At 59.2% G+C, this 16,561-nt stretch carries 19 protein-coding genes; 5 read left to right on the top strand and 14 right to left on the bottom strand.

From position 1 onward, the window contains the following. Positions 1-11: 11 nt before the first annotated feature. From tadA to VOI35_RS04460, 3 genes are read right to left on the bottom strand one after another with little or no spacing between them, the layout of a single operon-like run. Positions 12-458, bottom strand: a complete 447-nt coding sequence (gene tadA / locus VOI35_RS04470) for a tRNA adenosine(34) deaminase TadA (RefSeq protein WP_407276687.1) — start codon at positions 456-458, stop codon at positions 12-14. Beyond that, positions 451-1,044, bottom strand: a complete 594-nt coding sequence (locus VOI35_RS04465) for a cob(I)yrinic acid a,c-diamide adenosyltransferase (protein ID WP_407276686.1) — start codon at positions 1,042-1,044, stop codon at positions 451-453. Before VOI35_RS04465 ends, tadA begins: the two co-directional genes overlap by 8 nt. Positions 1,045-1,090: 46 nt before the next feature. Next, positions 1,091-1,633: a hypothetical protein gene (locus VOI35_RS04460; protein ID WP_407276685.1), complete on the bottom strand. Its 543-nt coding sequence runs from the start codon at positions 1,631-1,633 to the stop codon at positions 1,091-1,093. 100 nt (positions 1,634-1,733) lie between these two features. Between VOI35_RS04460 and nth the strand changes: the two genes are divergently transcribed. From nth to VOI35_RS04445, 3 genes are read left to right on the top strand one after another with little or no spacing between them, the layout of a single operon-like run. Then, on the top strand, positions 1,734-2,414 hold the full coding sequence (gene nth, locus VOI35_RS04455) for an endonuclease III (protein ID WP_407276684.1): 681 nt from the start codon (positions 1,734-1,736) through the stop codon (positions 2,412-2,414). A gap of 8 nt (positions 2,415-2,422) precedes the next feature. Beyond that, a complete protein-coding gene (locus tag VOI35_RS04450) occupies positions 2,423-2,842 on the top strand; it encodes a DUF1841 family protein (protein ID WP_407276683.1) in 420 nt (139 codons plus the stop codon). A 56-nt stretch (positions 2,843-2,898) separates the two neighbouring features. Next, positions 2,899-3,543, top strand: a complete 645-nt coding sequence (locus VOI35_RS04445; protein ID WP_407276682.1) for a thioredoxin fold domain-containing protein — start codon at positions 2,899-2,901, stop codon at positions 3,541-3,543. 85 nt (positions 3,544-3,628) lie between these two features. Here VOI35_RS04445 and VOI35_RS04440 read toward each other — a convergent pair whose 3' ends face one another. From VOI35_RS04440 to VOI35_RS04430, 3 genes are all read right to left on the bottom strand, one after another. Then, positions 3,629-4,273 (bottom strand): peroxiredoxin, encoded by a 645-nt coding sequence (locus tag VOI35_RS04440; protein ID WP_407276681.1) that lies wholly within the window; start codon positions 4,271-4,273, stop codon positions 3,629-3,631. Positions 4,274-4,497: 224 nt separating this feature from the next. Beyond that, entirely contained in the window at positions 4,498-5,559 is a 1,062-nt protein-coding gene (gene murB, locus VOI35_RS04435; RefSeq protein WP_407276680.1) for a UDP-N-acetylmuramate dehydrogenase, read from the bottom strand. A 15-nt stretch (positions 5,560-5,574) separates the two neighbouring features. Beyond that, the gene (locus VOI35_RS04430; RefSeq protein WP_407276679.1) at positions 5,575-6,498 is read right to left on the bottom strand and encodes a hypothetical protein; all 924 of its coding nucleotides are present in this window, start codon (positions 6,496-6,498) and stop codon (positions 5,575-5,577) included. A gap of 109 nt (positions 6,499-6,607) precedes the next feature. On the opposite strand from VOI35_RS04430, the gene metG reads away from it, so the two are divergent. After that, positions 6,608-8,650, top strand: coding sequence for a methionine--tRNA ligase (metG, locus tag VOI35_RS04425; RefSeq protein ID WP_407276678.1), 2,043 nt, complete (start codon positions 6,608-6,610; stop codon positions 8,648-8,650). Between the two features lie 51 nt (positions 8,651-8,701). Here metG and ccoS read toward each other — a convergent pair whose 3' ends face one another. The 6 genes from ccoS to VOI35_RS04395 form a co-directional block, all read right to left on the bottom strand. Further along, entirely contained in the window at positions 8,702-8,914 is a 213-nt protein-coding gene (gene ccoS / locus VOI35_RS04420) for a cbb3-type cytochrome oxidase assembly protein CcoS (RefSeq protein WP_407276677.1), read from the bottom strand. Positions 8,915-9,086: 172 nt separating this feature from the next. Further along, positions 9,087-10,016, bottom strand: a complete 930-nt coding sequence (gene htpX / locus VOI35_RS04415) for a protease HtpX (RefSeq protein WP_407276676.1) — start codon at positions 10,014-10,016, stop codon at positions 9,087-9,089. Between the two features lie 106 nt (positions 10,017-10,122). Next, positions 10,123-10,551 carry a hypothetical protein gene (locus VOI35_RS04410; protein WP_407276675.1) on the bottom strand — a complete coding sequence of 143 codons (429 nt, stop codon included), beginning with the start codon at positions 10,549-10,551 and terminating at the stop codon, positions 10,123-10,125. Then, complete coding sequence (locus tag VOI35_RS04405) at positions 10,548-11,540, bottom strand: DUF697 domain-containing protein (RefSeq protein ID WP_407276674.1); 993 nt, start codon at positions 11,538-11,540, stop codon at positions 10,548-10,550. Before VOI35_RS04405 ends, VOI35_RS04410 begins: the two co-directional genes overlap by 4 nt. Then, a complete protein-coding gene (locus tag VOI35_RS04400; RefSeq protein ID WP_407276673.1) occupies positions 11,537-12,862 on the bottom strand; it encodes a YcjX family protein in 1,326 nt (441 codons plus the stop codon). Before VOI35_RS04400 ends, VOI35_RS04405 begins: the two co-directional genes overlap by 4 nt. Before the next feature lie 60 nt (positions 12,863-12,922). Beyond that, on the bottom strand, positions 12,923-13,510 hold the full coding sequence (locus VOI35_RS04395) for an NUDIX domain-containing protein (RefSeq protein WP_407276672.1): 588 nt from the start codon (positions 13,508-13,510) through the stop codon (positions 12,923-12,925). 104 nt (positions 13,511-13,614) lie between these two features. Here VOI35_RS04395 and VOI35_RS04390 point away from each other — a divergent pair, with 104 nt between their 5' ends. Next, entirely contained in the window at positions 13,615-13,917 is a 303-nt protein-coding gene (locus tag VOI35_RS04390) for a hypothetical protein (protein WP_407276671.1), read from the top strand. 18 nt (positions 13,918-13,935) lie between these two features. On the opposite strand, the gene VOI35_RS04385 is transcribed toward VOI35_RS04390, so the two are convergent. Further along, entirely contained in the window at positions 13,936-14,751 is an 816-nt protein-coding gene (locus VOI35_RS04385) for an HDOD domain-containing protein (RefSeq protein WP_407276670.1), read from the bottom strand. A 90-nt stretch (positions 14,752-14,841) separates the two neighbouring features. Continuing rightward, entirely contained in the window at positions 14,842-16,506 is a 1,665-nt protein-coding gene (ettA, locus tag VOI35_RS04380) for an energy-dependent translational throttle protein EttA (protein ID WP_407276669.1), read from the bottom strand. Between the last annotated feature and the right edge of the window lie 55 nt (positions 16,507-16,561).

Below are 16,561 nucleotides of genomic sequence, written 5' to 3'. Positions count from 1 at the left end.
ATCGCGCGAACCTAGCGGCGCGCCTGAAAAAACTGCTGCAATAATTCCGCGGCTTCCGCTTCACAAGGCCCGGTGTCAATTTCGGGCTGGAAGTGGTGCCAAGGCGCGCGCTGTAAATCGATCGCGCCACCACAGGCGCCCGCGCGCGGATCGGGCGCTGCATACACCACCCGCGCCACGCGAGCGTGACAAATCGCCGCAAAGCACATAGGGCAAGGCTCCAGCGTGACATACAGGGTGCAGCCATCCAGCCGGTAATTGCCGAGTGCCTCGCCCGCCGCCCGCAAAGCCAGAATTTCGGCATGCGCGGTCGGATCACAGTGGGCAAGGGGCGCATTCCGTCCCGTCGCAATCAACGCCCCATCACGCACCAAGACCGCACCGACCGGCACCTCGCCTTCCAGAGCCGCATGTCTGGCCTGCGCCAGCGCGGCCTGCATCCAGTCGCGATCACTCATGAGTTGAGCGCGCTGCGTGGTTCTTCTGCCAGTACACGAGGCTGCCCTCGGCGGTGCCGATCCGCCGCGCCAAGACAAACAAGGCATCGGACAAACGGTTGAGATAGACCGCAACCGGCGAAACCGACGGCATTTGCTCGACCAGTAACCACAGGCTGCGCTCCGCACGACGGGCAACTGTCCGTGCCACATGCGCCTGACCGAGCACGAGCGATCCACCGGGGAGGATGAATTCTTTGAGCGGCGGCAACTCGGCATTATGCCGCGCAATCCAATCATCGAGTGCCTCGACTGACGGGAGCTGGTCGGCCGTTGCCAGGGCACCCATCGCCAGAAAGCCGCCCAGGTCAAACAAGGCATGCTGCTGCGCGCGGACAAAAGCGACCAATGCCGCCTCCATGCCCGGCGCCTGCATCATCTGGGCATGCAGCAGCCCACAGGCGGCATTCAGCTCGTCGATGTCGCCGAGCGCCACGATGCAGGGATCGGACTTGGCACAACGACGGCCATCGGCCAGCCCCGTCTGCCCACCATCGCCCGTGCGGGTGACAATACGCGACAGTCGGTTTTTCTCTGCCTCGCTCATACCCGCGCCCTAGTAAGACGAGTCAATCTCATGATTCCGCGCGGATTCAGACTGGTTGTGCCGGAATGTCGGTCGGATGGTTGATCTCCCGGCCGACCAGGGCATGAATGGCGAAGACCCACATGGCGACCACGCCGTAAATCAGCCCGGCAACGACGCCCATATCGACGATGCCGCGCCAAGGTTGAGGCAACCAATGCACTGCGACGATCAACACGATAATGCCGGTGGTCACAGAGATCGCCACGATCCGCCGCCGTTTGGTCGCGTGGATGTAGCCCATGCAATACAGCGGCGCCAAGAGCACATGCCACCACACGGGATGCTTGGACAGGTGCGCGGCGCGCGCGACCACCCGCGGCGAAAAGCCCTTTTGAAAGCCCTTGAAGCCTTCCCCATAAATCATGAAAACCATCCAAAACACGAAGAATGCCGATTCATACCAGTGCCACGGCAAGCGCGCCGCCTCTTCGGCGAATGGGAACACCCGATACACGGCCCATCCGAGCAGCAGCGTCAAGCCCAACACGCCCCACACGGCGCCCAGCTTTCCCCACAGGGATGATTGAGTCAGGGTTGATTTCGTCATATTTGCCTCTCGCATACACTCCTCTCTCGGATCGACCATCGGTATGATTCCGCCCCAGCATCCCGTTTCCAGACACCCCATCCAGCACCCAGGTTCCCGCATGAATCAGGCTCAACGCCGAGAGTTTTTTTACCGCCTCGCCCAGCAGCGCCCCAAACCGGCAACCGAACTGGCGTATCAAACCCCGTTTGAATTGCTGATTGCGGTAATGCTGTCGGCACAGGCCACGGATATTTCCGTCAATAAAGTGACCCGGCAGCTCTATCCCGTGGCCAATACGCCCGCCGCCATTCTAGCGCTGGGCGAAGAAGGATTGGCATCCTACCTTAAAACCCTGGGGCTCTATCGCGCCAAAACCCGGCATGTGCTGGCGACCTGCGCCCTGCTGCTTGAACGGCATCAGGGTGAGGTACCGGAAGACCGGGCGGCACTGGAATCGCTCCCCGGGGTGGGGCGTAAAACCGCCAATGTCGTGCTGAACACCATTTTCGGTTGGCCGGTCATGGCGGTGGATACGCATATTTTCCGGCTGGCCAATCGCACCGGCCTCGCGCCGGGCAAAACCGTGCGCGCGGTGGAAGACCGCTTGATGAAGGTCATCCCCAAGGAATTCCTGCGGGATGCCCATCATTGGCTCATCCTGCACGGGCGTTATACCTGCAAGGCGCGCACCCCCGACTGCGGCGCCTGCATCGTCTGTGATTTATGCAATTTTCGGGAAAAACCCGAGCCCTGCAGCCCGGAATTCACCGTCAAATTTGCCAGCCCCCTGCCGGAGTGACCGCAGACATGACCCCCGATCGCCGCGCCATGCGCCAGCCTTTTCTCGATGCCTGGCAGAAATTCCAGCAGCATCTGCCGCTCACGCCGATCGAACTCGCGGTCAGCGACATCATCCGCGAGCATCCGGAATATCACGCACTCTTCGCGGATCCGGAACGGGCACTCAGCCAAGACTGGCCGCCCGAGCACGGCGAAACCAACCCGTTTCTGCATCTGGGGCTGCATTTATCGATCCGCGAAATGGCGCAGATCGATCAGCCGCACGGTTTCAAAGCCGCCTATCTGCAGCGCTGCGAGCGGCACGGCGACCGGCTTGCTGCCGAGCATGCCATGATGGACTGCCTTGCCGAAAGCCTGTGGCAAGCGCAGCGGCGCGGCGCGGAGCCCGATGGCGCAGCCTTGCTCGACTGCCTGAATAATTTTTGAAAATCCCCTCGGCGTCCTGCGTACAATCACATGACTTTTTTCACGGTGACCCCAAGATGACGATAGCCCCACGCCGCCGCGTTCTGACTGTCTTGCTGGCAGCCCTGCTGAGCCTTCCCGGATGGCTGGCTCCTTCGTTCGCGCAAGCCAACCCCGATGACCGCGCCGTGGCCGCGCAGTTGTTGAAAGCGATGAGCGATGCCAGTTTCATCCCCGATGGCACGGGGGATCAAATCGTTTACTTTTTTTTCGACCCCAATTGCCCGTATTGCCATCGAGTGTATGACCGCATCCAGAAAATTCGCGCTGATTTTCCGGGGCTGCAGTTCCGCTGGGTGCCTTTAGGGATGCTTTCCGGCACCTCCAAAACCAAGGCGGCGGCCATTATTCAGGCACCCGACCCGCTCGCCGCGTTTCACCAAAGCGAATCGAATTTCGGATTTTTGGATAGCGATACCGGCGGCGGCATTGCGCCCGCGCATGTCGTAGAACCGGCCACCCAGACGATTCTCGATGAAAATCTATCGATCTTGCAGGGTGCCAATCTGTACGGCATTCCGGTGGTGGTCTTTCAAGCCGATGACGGCAAAGCATTTTATTTTTCTGGAGAGCGCACGGAAGCGCAGCTCCGCGAAATTTTTGCGCATGTCGCAAAAGGCAGTTTTGCCGGTGGCACGGCAATCACGGGGCACACGCCCTAATTCCGTCTTTATGGCATAAAAAAACCCGGCATGCGCCGGGTGATCGGATGCGGCCATCTCCGAAGAAATGACCAAGATGGTCAACTTACAGGGCTTTTTTGCAGAAGTACCAGTCAACACATTCGAACTCGCCGCTGTTGAAACGGCGTTCGGCTTCCTCGGCCGTCGCCGGGGGCGGCACGATGACCTTGTCGCCCGGCTGCCAGCCTTCCGGGGTGGCCACGCCGTGTTCCGTCGAGGTTTGCAGCGCTTTGACCAACCGCAGAATCTCTGGAATCGAACGACCGTTGGTCATCGGATAGTACAGCATCGCCCGCAGGATGCCTTTCGGGTCGATCACGAAGGTCGCCCGCACGGCTTGGGTATCCGAAGCGCCCGGATGCACCATGCCAAACGCCTTGGCCACGGTCATGGACAGGTCTGCAATGATCGGGAAGGTGATCTCGACGCCAAATTTTTCTTTGATGTTGCGATCCCAGGCGATATGCGAGTAATGGCTGTCAATGGACAAACCCAGAAGATCACAATTGATTGCCAGAAAATCCTTATGCGCTTTGGCAAATGCGGTAAATTCCGTGGTGCACACCGGGGTAAAATCCGCCGGGTGGGAGAACAGCACCAACCATTTCCCTTCATAGTCAGACAGTTTCTTACGACCGTAGGTGGTCGGCGCATCAAATTCCGGGGCGCGTTCGTTCAAACGGGGCAGAGAAATCGTGACTTCGCTCATGGTTATTTCCTCAGCAGGTAGTGGTACTCAAAACAGTTGAACGCCAGTGACGCCAGATGGCGCGGTGCAGTTCGACTGCGGGATTAAATTTATCAATCGATGATCAATAAATAAATTGAAAGGTTTCTATCAGACCGATCACATTTATCTATTAATCAGCTGGCAGACTAATGGCGGGGTCTGACATCCCGATGACAACCACCGAATCCATCGGGGGGATTCACTTATCGCCCCGACAATTGCCGAGGCTCAGGAATCAGCCAAACCCCAAAACGCGCCTGCACATCCTGCTGGATCCTTTGCGCCAGCGCCCACAACGCGGCGCCCGTCGCCTGCCCGTGGTTCACCAGCACCAGCGCATGCGCGTCAAACACCCCCGCATCCCCGCTGCGATATCCGCGCCAGCCGCAGCGTTCGATCAGCCAGCCCGCCGAGAGTTTGATTTGGTCTGGGGCGTCGGTCGGATACTGCGGCAGCTCAGGAAACTGCGCCTGCAACGCCGCCGCCTTCTCGGCCGGTACGACGGGATTCTGAAAGAAACTCCCCGCACTACCGGGCGGCGGGGAGCGCCAATCTGGCAATTTTTTCCGGCGCACCTGGGTGATGATCTCGACCATATCGAGCGGGGTTAGCGCCGATAATGCGTCGCCTCGCGCCGCTGCCCGCGCCTCAGCAATCGGACGGACACCGGGATAATCCACCGGCGGCCAATCTTTAGGGCGCTGTGTCGATAACAAAAGATGCACCGCCAGAATCAACCAGCGGGGTTCTTCCTGCTTGAACCGGCTATCCCGATAGGCAAAGCCGCATTCGGTCGATGACCAACGACTGACCTGCCCAGTCTGCCGATCCCAGACCGTCACGCCAGTCACCCGTTCACTCAGCTGCAGACCATAGGCACCCACATTCTGCATGGGCGCCGCCCCGCAGGTGCCGGGAATCTCCGCCAGTCGCTCCAGCCCATACCAGCCCCGAGACGCAGTTTCCCGCACCAGGGTGTCGAGCCACAGCCCGACTTCCGCGGTAATCCAGACACGGGTGTCGCGCTGTAGCGCCCACCAGCCCTTCGCCTGAATCTGTGCGACCCGGGGCAATTCGTCAGACAGCAGCAGAACATTGCTGCCAGAACCCAGCACCTCGGTGACCGGATCCATGAGAAATGTGCGCACCTCGGGATCGCGTAGCGCGCGCATCGGATGATGCAATACCAACAGGCGCTGCGCCGAGGCCGAAACACACAGCGTGTTGGCGATCGGCACCCCTTGCTGCCAAATAAAATCCGGCATGTTCCGACCCATCGTTCAAACAAGCGCGGTATTGCGCCGAGACAACACCTGAATGATCGACTCCGCGACCACTTGGGGGCGGGTCAAGGCCGGATCGTCGATGTTGAGCATTTTCTGGCGGGCAAAGCGGGTAGAAATCAGCCCCTTCGATTTCGCCGTACCGGCAGCGCAGACGCACAAGCCCGGTTTACCGATGGCCGCAGCAAACCAGGCCAACGAACCGTTGCCGCTCAGCAGATAGCGGGTGGAATCCAGTAGCGGCAGATTCTCCAGCAATCGATCATCCGCTTGGCTTTCCACAGGCAAATACACGACCCGCAGCCCGCTGGCGGCCAAATGCCCTTTCAAGACATTCTGCTCCTCAGAGGTCCAAGGGATCGCCTGCCAGTCCACCAGCAAATCCACCTCAACGCCATCGGCGACTGCGCGATCCGCCGGCCACTCCCCGCAGAGCGGCAAACCAAAATCCGGCGCAAGATCATGCAGGGAATACCCCAAGGCCGCCGCGAACAGAACCCGCACCGATTGCACGGCATGCAAGGCAGGCGGTAAAGGATAAACCGAGGAATAGTCTCGATCCGCTCGCGTCGAAACCGCCATGCCCGCACTGCGCACAGCCAGCGCCCGCGCCAGGCGGCGATGGCTGCGCCGACCAAACGGATCGATCAACAGACTCGGCTGCGCCGGCGATCGAGCGAGCGCCGTGCGGGCGTGCCGCGCCGCACGCCAAGCCAGCCAGGAATACGGGCGGCCATCCAAGGCCGAGGACAAAGGTAACACGCCAGACACCGACGGGTGGCGCCGCATCAAACCAATCGCCAACGCACTGCCCGCCAGAATCACCTGCAACCCGGGTATCGCGCGCATGGCATCGGTGAGCGCGGCCCACAGCGGGATGTTTTTCACCGGCGTTTCATCGAGGCAGACAAGCAAAATCATCCGTGAACATCCAGACAGCATGCCATCCCGCAAGAACTGGAATGACAACAGACCAAGGGAAGCCTCATGCTAAACTTCGCCGTCCAGAATTCCTAGAAGTTTAGCGTTCATGACCTCACCCGCCCCGCGCCGCATCCTTGTGACTTCCGCCCTGCCCTATGCGAACGGCCCCCTGCATCTGGGGCACATTATCGAAACCATCCAGACCGATATCTGGGTGCGCGCGCAAAAACTCTTCGGCCATGATTGCCGCTATCTGTGCGCGGATGACACCCACGGCACGCCGATCATGCTCAAAGCGCAACAAGAAGGCATCACGCCGGAGCAGTTGATTGAACGCATTGCCGAGAGCCATCGCGCCGATTTTGCGGATTTCCTGATCGGCTTCGATGTATTCCACAGCACGCATTCCGAGGAGAACCGCCGGATGTCGGCCGAGATGTTTCAGCGGCTGGATGCCGCCGGACTGATCAGCCGCAAAACCATTCAGCAAGCGTATGACCCGGAAAAACAAATGTTTCTGCCGGATCGATTCATCAAGGGCGAATGCCCGAAATGTGGCGCGGCCGATCAATACGGCGATAACTGTGAAAAATGCGGTGCCACCTACAGCCCCACCGAACTCAAGAATCCCCGCTCGGTGCTCTCCGGCGCCACGCCGGTCGAACGCGATTCCGAGCATTATTTCTTCAACCTGCCCGCGATGGAGTCCGCCCTCAAAGACTGGCTGGATGACGACCGGGTTCAGCCCGCCATTCGCGCCAAACTGCAAGAGTGGTTCGACAGCGGTTTACAGGCTTGGGATATTTCCCGGGATGCGCCGTATTTTGGCTTTGAAATCCCCGGCGCGCCCGGCAAGTTTTTCTATGTGTGGCTCGATGCGCCGATTGGCTATATCGGCGCTTTTTTGAAGCTGGCCGAATCAGCGGGGCTGAATTTCGAGGATTACTGGGGCAAGGACAGCAAGACCGAGCTGTACCACTTCATCGGCAAAGACATCGCCTATTTTCATACGCTGTTTTGGCCGGCCATGCTCATGGGGGCCGGGCTGCGCACCCCCACGGCGATTTTCGCCCACGGTTTCCTGACCCTCAATGGCGAGAAAATGAGCAAATCACGCGGCACCTTTATTCAGGCGCGCACCTTTTTGAACCACCTCAATCCCGAAGCCCTGCGATACTACTTTGCCGCCAAACTCGGCAGCAGTATTGAGGATATCGATCTGTCGCTGGATGATTTCCGGCTACGGGTCAATGCCGATCTCGTCGGCAAGGTAGTCAATATCGCCAGCCGCTGCGCCGGGTTCATCCACAAACAATTCGACAGCCAACTCGCCTCCCAACTGAGCGATCCCCATTTGCATCAGCAACTCTGTGCCGGCGCCGAGCGAATCCGTCAACGCTATGAAGCCCGCGAAACCGCACAGGCCATGCGCGAAATCATGGCGCTGGCCGACTTGACCAATCAATACATCGACGAACACAAACCTTGGGCGCTGGCCAAGTCGGCCGATACCCTGGCCGCGGTGCAGGGCATTTGTACCGATGGGCTCAATGCGTTCCGCATCCTGATGACCTATCTAAGTCCTGTGCTGCCTGGCATGAGTCAGGCAGCGGCGGATTTTCTCAATCTCCCCGCGCTGCGCTGGGATGCCATCGATACCCCGCTGGTTGGTCGCGCAATTGCCCCCTATCAACCGTTGATTACCCGCATTGAACAGAGCGCCACCGATGCCCTGCTCGCCGCCGCCGCCGAGGAAGCCGCTGCCATGATGCCCACCCCGCCCCCCGCCGCCACGCCGACCAATCCCATCGATCCGATTGCCCCGCAAATCGACATCGAAGCATTCAGTGCCGTTGATCTGCGTGTCGCTCAAATCGTGGCCGCCGAACAGGTCGAAGGCGCTGCCAAACTGCTGCGGCTCGTACTCGACATTGGTGAGGACAAGCCTCGACAGGTATTTGCCGGCATCAAATCCGCCTACGATCCCGCCTCGCTGGTCGGTCGGCTGACCGTGATGGTGGCCAACCTCAAGCCGCGGCAGATGAAATTCGGTCTTTCCGAAGGCATGGTTCTCGCCGCCGGAGGAGATGGCGGACTGTACATTCTGTCGCCCGATGAGGGTGCCCGACCCGGCATGCGCGTCAAATAAGCGGCATCACAACTGACAACGCCCCGAATCCTGGGGCGTTGTGGTTTCTGGTCACTCCGATTTTCTGGCGACCACTTGGGCAGGCTCTGTCTCCGTGGTGGGGGAAGGCACGGGAATCTTCGGATCATCATCATCCAGCAGCATGCGGTGCGCGGGTCCGTCCAAATCTTCATATTGATTGTTGCGAATCGCCCAGAACACGGCCCAAACCATGACGCCGGCAATCACGACGCTCAGCGGCACAAACAGATACAGTACGCCCATTGTTCCTCCCGCCCCTTCAGGGCATCGTCTTTGGCTTTGATTATCTGGCCAGTGTATCGGTTCCATTGGCGTATGGAAAAACCCTCAAAAAACCACCCGACGACGCCCCAGCGCGAACAATAAAAAAACCCGCACGCTGGCGGGTTTTGCATCCACAATCTAGGTTCGACGATTATTGCACAGTCGCGCTACGGGCACCGAAATCGGAATTGGCTGCGTTACGCAGGGCGGCAATCCGCTCATCCAGCGGGGGATGCGACATAAACAACCGACCGAAACTGCCTTGATGCCCCGAAATCCCGAACGCGGTCATCTGGGCAGGCAGTTGCGCTGGTGTCTCGTAGTTGAGCTTGAGTCGCTCCAAGGCGGCGATCATTTTCTGCCGACCCGCAAAGCGCGCCCCGGCGGCATCAGCGCGGAATTCCCGCTGGCGGGAGAACCACATCACGATGATGCTCGCCAGAATGCCGAACACAATTTCGGCAACGATGGTGGCGACATAAAACCCGATTCCGGGGGCATCGTCCTGGTTTTTCAGCAAGACGCGGTCCACGAAGTACCCGACGATCCGGGCGAAGAAAATCACGAAGGTATTCACCACCCCTTGAATCAGCGTCAGGGTAATCATGTCACCATTGGCGATGTGCCCGACCTCGTGCCCCAATACGGCCTCCGCCTCATCGCGGGTCATGTTGGCCAGCAAGCCGGTGGAAACGGCCACCAACGCATGATTCCGACTAGCGCCGGTCGCAAATGCATTGATTTCCGGCGAGTCATAAATCGCGACTTCCGGCATGCCGATACCGGCCAGTTTGGCCTGACGCTCAACGGTTTGCAGCAACCAACGCTCAGCCTCATTGCGCGGCTGTTCGATCACCTCCGCACCCACGCTGCGCTTGGCCATCCATTTGGACATCATCAGCGAAATCAGCGAGCCGCCAAAACCGAACACCGCGGCCAAGACAAGGGTAGAACCATAGTTGATGCCGTCCTTACTCATGGTCGCACCCAGGCCAAAGACCTTGGAAATCACGAACCAGGCGATGGTCAACACCAGCATCACGGCCAAGTTAGTCAGCAAAAACAGCAGGATGCGTTTCATAGGTCGATGATCCCTCCCGAGGGTTAAAACGAATGATCAGGCAATTAGTCAAATACTGTACTGAAAAGTTTGGGTTTATCCGGAAATTTTCAAGTAGCTTCGCACATTATCTCGTCACGGATCGCCCGCCGCGCAGATAGGCGATGATCTGCGCTTCGCGACGCAATTCATCGGGCGATTGCCAACGGGCTCTGGGCGCAGCATACAGGGGCAAGGCCTGTAATCGCTGAATATCCGCCCGCCAGGCGAGGTAATCCGCGCTCGGCATCAATTCCGATGCTTCCTGCGCGATGGCCTGCCACGCGGCGGGCGCCAAGGCCATGCGCCAGCCGTACCACAACCAACCCAGAGCATAGCCGGCCGCGGCTCTGCCTTGCGGATATGCCGACATCAACCCTTGCCAGATGGCCGCCGCCGCAAGCGGGGGTGGAGCTTGGACAGCGTCAGGCAGCCATTCGTCCAAACCGCGCATGACCGCAGGGGACAAAGGCTGGCGGGTCGGAAGATACAAGGCCGGTAAGCGCGATGGACTCATTGTGCCGACGATTTTGGCGAGCGATTCAGCAATTCTTCAACCACCAAACGCATCAAATTTTTGGAAATGAGGGTTTCAGAAGCGGGCAGCACACGGCATAGACGCATCGCCTGCTGGCCGATCCGCAGGGAATACAAGGCAACCCCCACCCCCTGCCCCGCTCGGGCGCCCACTTGCATTAATAGATTGGATAGCCAGGTTTGGCTCGCCGAGTCGAGTACGGTTTCCGTCACGGTCGTAAACGCAATATTGCGCAGAATCAGTTGATACAGCCGCCAACGCGCTGCCGCCGACCAGCGAATCCCGTAAATACCCGCCACGCGCTCGACCATCGCCGCATTGCGCCAGGCGACCAGAAGCAGATCAAGCGCCGGATAGGGGCTTGCGGCGATGAAGATGCCGGTTTTCAGCGCCTCTCGCTTGACGAGTGCCACCGCTTGCCGATCTTGCGGGGCATACCACTGCCGCAGGAGTGCGGCGGCCTCTGGCAAGGTCCAACCCGCATCGACGGTTTCGACCGCTGCCTTCAGTGAGGCGAGGTGCGGGCTGCGGGGATAGAGTGCCTGCACCGCGTGCAGCCGCGCCACGACATCGCCCGATACGGGCAGCGGCTGCGCCAGATCCGCCGTCCACTGCGCCTGCGCCGCGCTGAGGGCATCGAGTTCGACCCGGGCGCGGCGCGCTTGCCAGCCCAGCGCCAGAAAACCGAGCAACAGCGCGATGCCAATGGCGAGTAAGCCCCCTCCGAGCCAAGCGGACAGCGCCCAGCCCCAAACCACCGTCTGCCCCCAGGACACAGCCAGCCAGATCAGCAGCGCCGCAGTCAAAAGCCGCGTGAACCCATGGCTGCGCGTCGGGGGCAACAAGTCGGCAGACGCCGCGTCGTCTGCCCCCGCATCCACCAAATTCTCGGGATCGATCGCGGGCACGGCCTCCCCGATTGCATGTATTTTGGTGGGCAATACCACTTCTTCGGCAGGATGGCTCATACCGCCTCCAATAAAAATTTGATGAGTTGATCGACCCGCCGCGAGGGAAAAGGCCGCGCCCGATCCAAACCGGGCGGCGGTGCGAGCACCGGCAGTTCAGCGATCCGCAGATTCAGCTGATGGGGTAGGTGATCGGGCAGCGTCGGCGGAGTAAATTCAATGCGCTCCCCAAGGCGCTTGTCCACCCCGATCAGGCTTTGCGCACCGCTGGCATCCGTTTTCAACTGGGCGGACTGGATCGCCGTCATGGCGAAGAGTTGCAGATCAATATCCGCGGCGGCCAGCCGTTGCACCGATTCATATAGGAATGATTCCACCAAGGATTGGAGCCTCAATTGATCGGCTGGCAAGAGATGATCGATTTTGCTGGCACAGACTGCCACCTTGCGGATGCGCCGCCGGAACAGACGACCCAGCCAGTGGTCCCGTCCGTAACGGAACGGTGCCAGTACGCCCTCGATTGCCGCGCGCATATCTTGTAGCGCCGCTGGCCCGGCGGTCATGGCACCCAAAAGGTCAATCAGGATGATCTGGGCATCGAGCGATTGAAAATGTTCTGCAAAAAACGGACGCACGACCTGATCCCGATACGCCTCATAGCGCTGGTCACAAACCGCCCCTAGACTGTTTTTTGGCCACGGCGGCGCATCCTTTGCCATCGCAGCCAGCGAAAAAAGCGGGATGAAAGGCTGCGCTTGCGGCGCATACACATCCCCGGCCAAGAGAAAACGCCCGGGCAGATTCTGGCTCAACGAATACGGCGGCTGGCGGCACTGCGCGAGGAATTCCGCCCAGTCCTGCTGCAACCGTGCCAGCAGCGCGGGATCCGCAGGCTGTGCGGGATCAATCGCCGCCAATTCGCTCAGTAGCGCCCGACCGAGGGATGCCCGGGGCTCGCGCGCGCACCAATCCCAAACCGTGCGGCAAAATTCCGCATAAGACCAGTCCATGAGCTGTAAATCCAACAGCCATTCACCGGGATAGTCCACTAACTCGATGATTTGCTTACGCGGGGCAAGATCATGCCAGCGGCGCGCAAAACTCAGCTCGATCCGCGCGACGGACCAATCCGTCGTGGATTGCGGCCAACGCGGGGGTTGGCCGGTCAAGGCAGTCAGCCCGGCGTCATAATCAAACGCGCGCGGCGTAGCCCGCTGCCAATGACCGTGGGTCAGGCTGGAAAGCTCGGGCACCCCGCGCAACGATCCGCGACGCACATTTTCCAGGTGGTTGATCAGGGTGGTAATGAGCGTCGATTTTCCCGCTTGCGACAGCCCGGTCACCCCCACCCGGAGTACCGGGGTAAACCATGAATCCATCATGCTGCCTCCGCGCTAAGTAAAGTCTGAATCAATCCGCCCAAGGATTTGATCAGCACTTTTCTAAATCTGCCACCGAGCACGGTGTCGATCCAACCATTGCAGGGCGATGATCGGTGCGGCGGAGCAAATGGCGCCTTGATCGACAAGCGCCAAGGCCGCATCGAACGGCAGAATCCGCAAGCGAATGTCCTCCTGTTCTTCGGGCAGGCCGTGTACTGTCCGCTCCGGCAAGGCATCGATCAATCCGAGAAACAGAAAAATACTCTCGGTCGTTCCGCCCGGGCTGACCCAATAGCGGGTGATCGGGATGAGCCTCACGCCCATCAAGCCTGCCTCTTCCTGCAACTCACGCGCCGCCACCGCCTCAACGGATTCGTCCGGCTCGATCATCCCCGCGACAATTTCGGTCAACCATGGCCCGCCCGGCGCCTCCAAAGCACCGGGGCGAAACTGCTCGGTCAACACCACCTGACCGCTTTCGATATGCAGCGGCAAAACCGCCACCGCATGCCCCCGTTCAAATAGTTCCCGCTGGATGGGCGCAGACATCTGCCCGTTGAAGTGGGCAAAGCGCAGTTCTAGGCGATTCATGGTGAAAAACCCACGATACAGAGTTTCGGTGTTCAGCACTTCGTAACGCATGACCATGCCCGACCCATTGAGAAAAAACCAAAAATGGAGAAATAACTAAAAATCGAATAACAAAGCCGCTATTCTTCCCAACACCCGACCCATCCGATCGAGCCACCCCGATGCCCTCTTTATTGCAGCTTTTGGAACCTCTGATCGGCACCCAACTGACCGTGGGCGGCACGAGCGGCACCGTCATCGAGGTGCTGTCTGACCCACCCGCCTTGGTTCTCATGACGGGCGATAAGCCGCCCATCGAGTGCGATCATCTCGGACGACCACAGCAGCGCGTTCCCGACAGCCAGACCGTCAGTCTCCTCAGCCCTCAGGGCACGGCGTTGGCACCAGACCTTCAACGCCAGCTACCGACAGCCTTAGCCCACGCGCTGCAGCGCATCCTGATCGAGCCCGACGAGGCGGGTTAAGGAAGGCGGCGCGCGCGCTCAAAATCCGGCACTGAGCGCGCGGATCGCCTCATCGATTTCTTGATCGATGAGGTTGACCGATAAATCAATCCCGATGCGCTGTGCGGCCGTAATCGGGCGGCCATCCGGTGTTTCCGTCAAATTGCGCGCCTGCGCGATCGCTGAAATCACCACATCCGAGTAATTGGCGGGTTGTTCATGCGTGTAGCCAAGATCCGCGACATCACGGATGACTTCCTGAAACATCGAAGGAAAATCCCAGGCCTGCATGATCTTCGCCCCCAGCCGGGGCTGTAGATTTTGCACCAGTTCCGCCAAAACGGCCGGAGCCTCCAGCAGCTTGGGAATCTCTTCGGCGACAACGATCACCGGAATGCCACCCACCCCATGCAGCAACCCGGCCAGCAAGGCTTGATCGGAATCGAGTTTGGTGTATTCCCGAGCAATCCGGTGGGACAGCGCGCCGATTTGCGCAGAAAAGGACCAATGATCCTGCATCGCCTTTTTCACCACCGGATGGTTTGCCTTGAAGAGTTGCTGAGTCGACAGCGACACGATCAGTTGGCTCACCGTACGCATCCCGAGCCGCGCAATGACATGGTTCAACCCATCGATTTTGCTCGTACCCCGGTAAAGCGCGCTGTTCGCTACTTGAATCAAACGCGCCGCAATCGCCGGATCCTGCGCCACGACATCCGCCAAATCCTGCACCGTGCTATCCGGTGCCTCAGCAATGCGCCGCGCGCGCAGGGCAACATCCGGCAACACCGGCAATGCAATGCCCTTCTCGACGATTTTATTGACAATGGCTTGTTCAAGCGCTGGGTTGATCATCTTCTCTACTCCGTGAAATTATTGCTTACTGGCAAGCCGGGATTTTTTGGCGAAAAATCCACGCGGCTCGCGATCCACGATCCATCTATGTCACGCAAGGCGCGTATATTTTGGCCGTTTGGGCTGATCCGCATCTGTACCCAAGCGTTTATGCCGATCCGCTTCATAATCCTGGAAATTCCCCTCAAAAAAGACCACCGCGCCATCATCTTCAAAAGCCAAGATATGCGTGGCGATCCGATCCAGGAACCAGCGGTCGTGCGAGATGACCATCGCGGAACCCGGGAAATCCAGAATCGCCTGCTCAAGCGCACGCAGGGTTTCGACATCCAGATCGTTGGTCGGCTCGTCGAGCAGGAGCACATTGCCGCCCGATTTGAGCAACTTGGCCAAATGCACGCGATTGCGCTCACCGCCCGATAAGTCTTTCATGAATTTTTGCTGATCGGTGCCTTTGAAATTGAAGCGGCCGAGATAGGCGCGGGAAGGCATTTCGAATTTGCCAACGGTGATGATGTCATAGCCACCCGACACCTCCTCCCAAACCGTTTTGGTGTTTTCGAGGTTGTCGCGACCTTGAGCCACATAAGAAAGCTCGACACTTTCGCCCAGACTGATTTCACCGGAATCCGGTTTCTCTTCACCCATCAACATCTTGAACAGGGTCGATTTGCCCACACCATTCGGCCCGATAATCCCGACAATGCCGCCCTTCGGCACGCTGAACGACAAGCCTTGATACAGCACCCGGTCACCGAACTGTTTGGACAGATTGGTCACTTCGATCACTTTGTCGCCGAGACGCGGTCCCGGGGGAATGTAGATTTCGTTGGTTTCCGAACGCTTCTGGAATTCCTCGGACTGCAATTCCTCGAATCGTGCCAACCGCGCCTTGGATTTGGCCTGCCGGCCTTTGGGATTTTGTCGCACCCATTCCAGTTCCTGCTCCATCGCTTTGCGCCGGGCGGATTCGGTTTTCTCTTCCTGAGCCAAGCGTTTTTCCTTGCTATCCAGCCATTGGGAATAGTTACCCTCGAAAGGAATCCCTTGCCCACGGTCCAGTTCGAGAATCCAGCCGGCCACATTGTCGAGAAAGTAACGATCGTGGGTTACCGCGACGACGGTGCCCGCAAATTCCTGCAGAAAACGCTCCAACCAGGCCACGGATTCGGCATCCAGATGGTTGGTCGGCTCATCGAGAATCAACATATCCGGATTAGATAGCAGCAACCGGCACAGGGCGACGCGGCGGCGCTCGCCCCCCGAAAGCTTGGTGACATCCGCATCCCAGGGCGGCAAGCGCAGGGCATCGGCCGCAATTTCCAGCTTGCGATCCAGATCCCAACCGCCCGCCGCATCGATCTTGTCTTGCAAATCGGCCTGCTCCGCCAGCAATTTATCGAAGTCGGCATCCGGGTTGGCAAATTCATTGCTTATCTCATTGAAGCGCGTCAGCAGCGTGGCCAATTCGCCGACCCCGTCCATCACATTGCCACGGACATCTTTGGCGGGATCGAGGTCAGGCTCCTGCTTGAGATAGCCGATGTTGATGCCCGGCTGCGGGCGTGCTTCGCCGACGATGTCTTTATCGACACCGGCCATGATACGCAACAGGGTGGATTTACCCGCCCCGTTGTAGCCAAGCACGCCAATTTTGGCGCCGGGAAAGAAGTTGAGGTAAATATCTTTGAGAATGAACTTTTTCGGCGGAACGAGCTTGCCCACCCCATTCATCGTGAAAATATACTGTGCCATACGACCTTCGTTTTTGCGAGTACACTGGCGCCGCATTATCAATCAAGTCGAGGGC

Source organism: Halothiobacillus sp. DCM-1 (assembly GCF_045689735.1).
Taxonomy (GTDB): Bacteria; Pseudomonadota; Gammaproteobacteria; order Halothiobacillales; family Halothiobacillaceae; genus Halothiobacillus.
The sequence above is the reverse complement of the archived record's forward strand: the minus strand, read 5'-3'. Positions and strand labels throughout refer to the sequence as shown.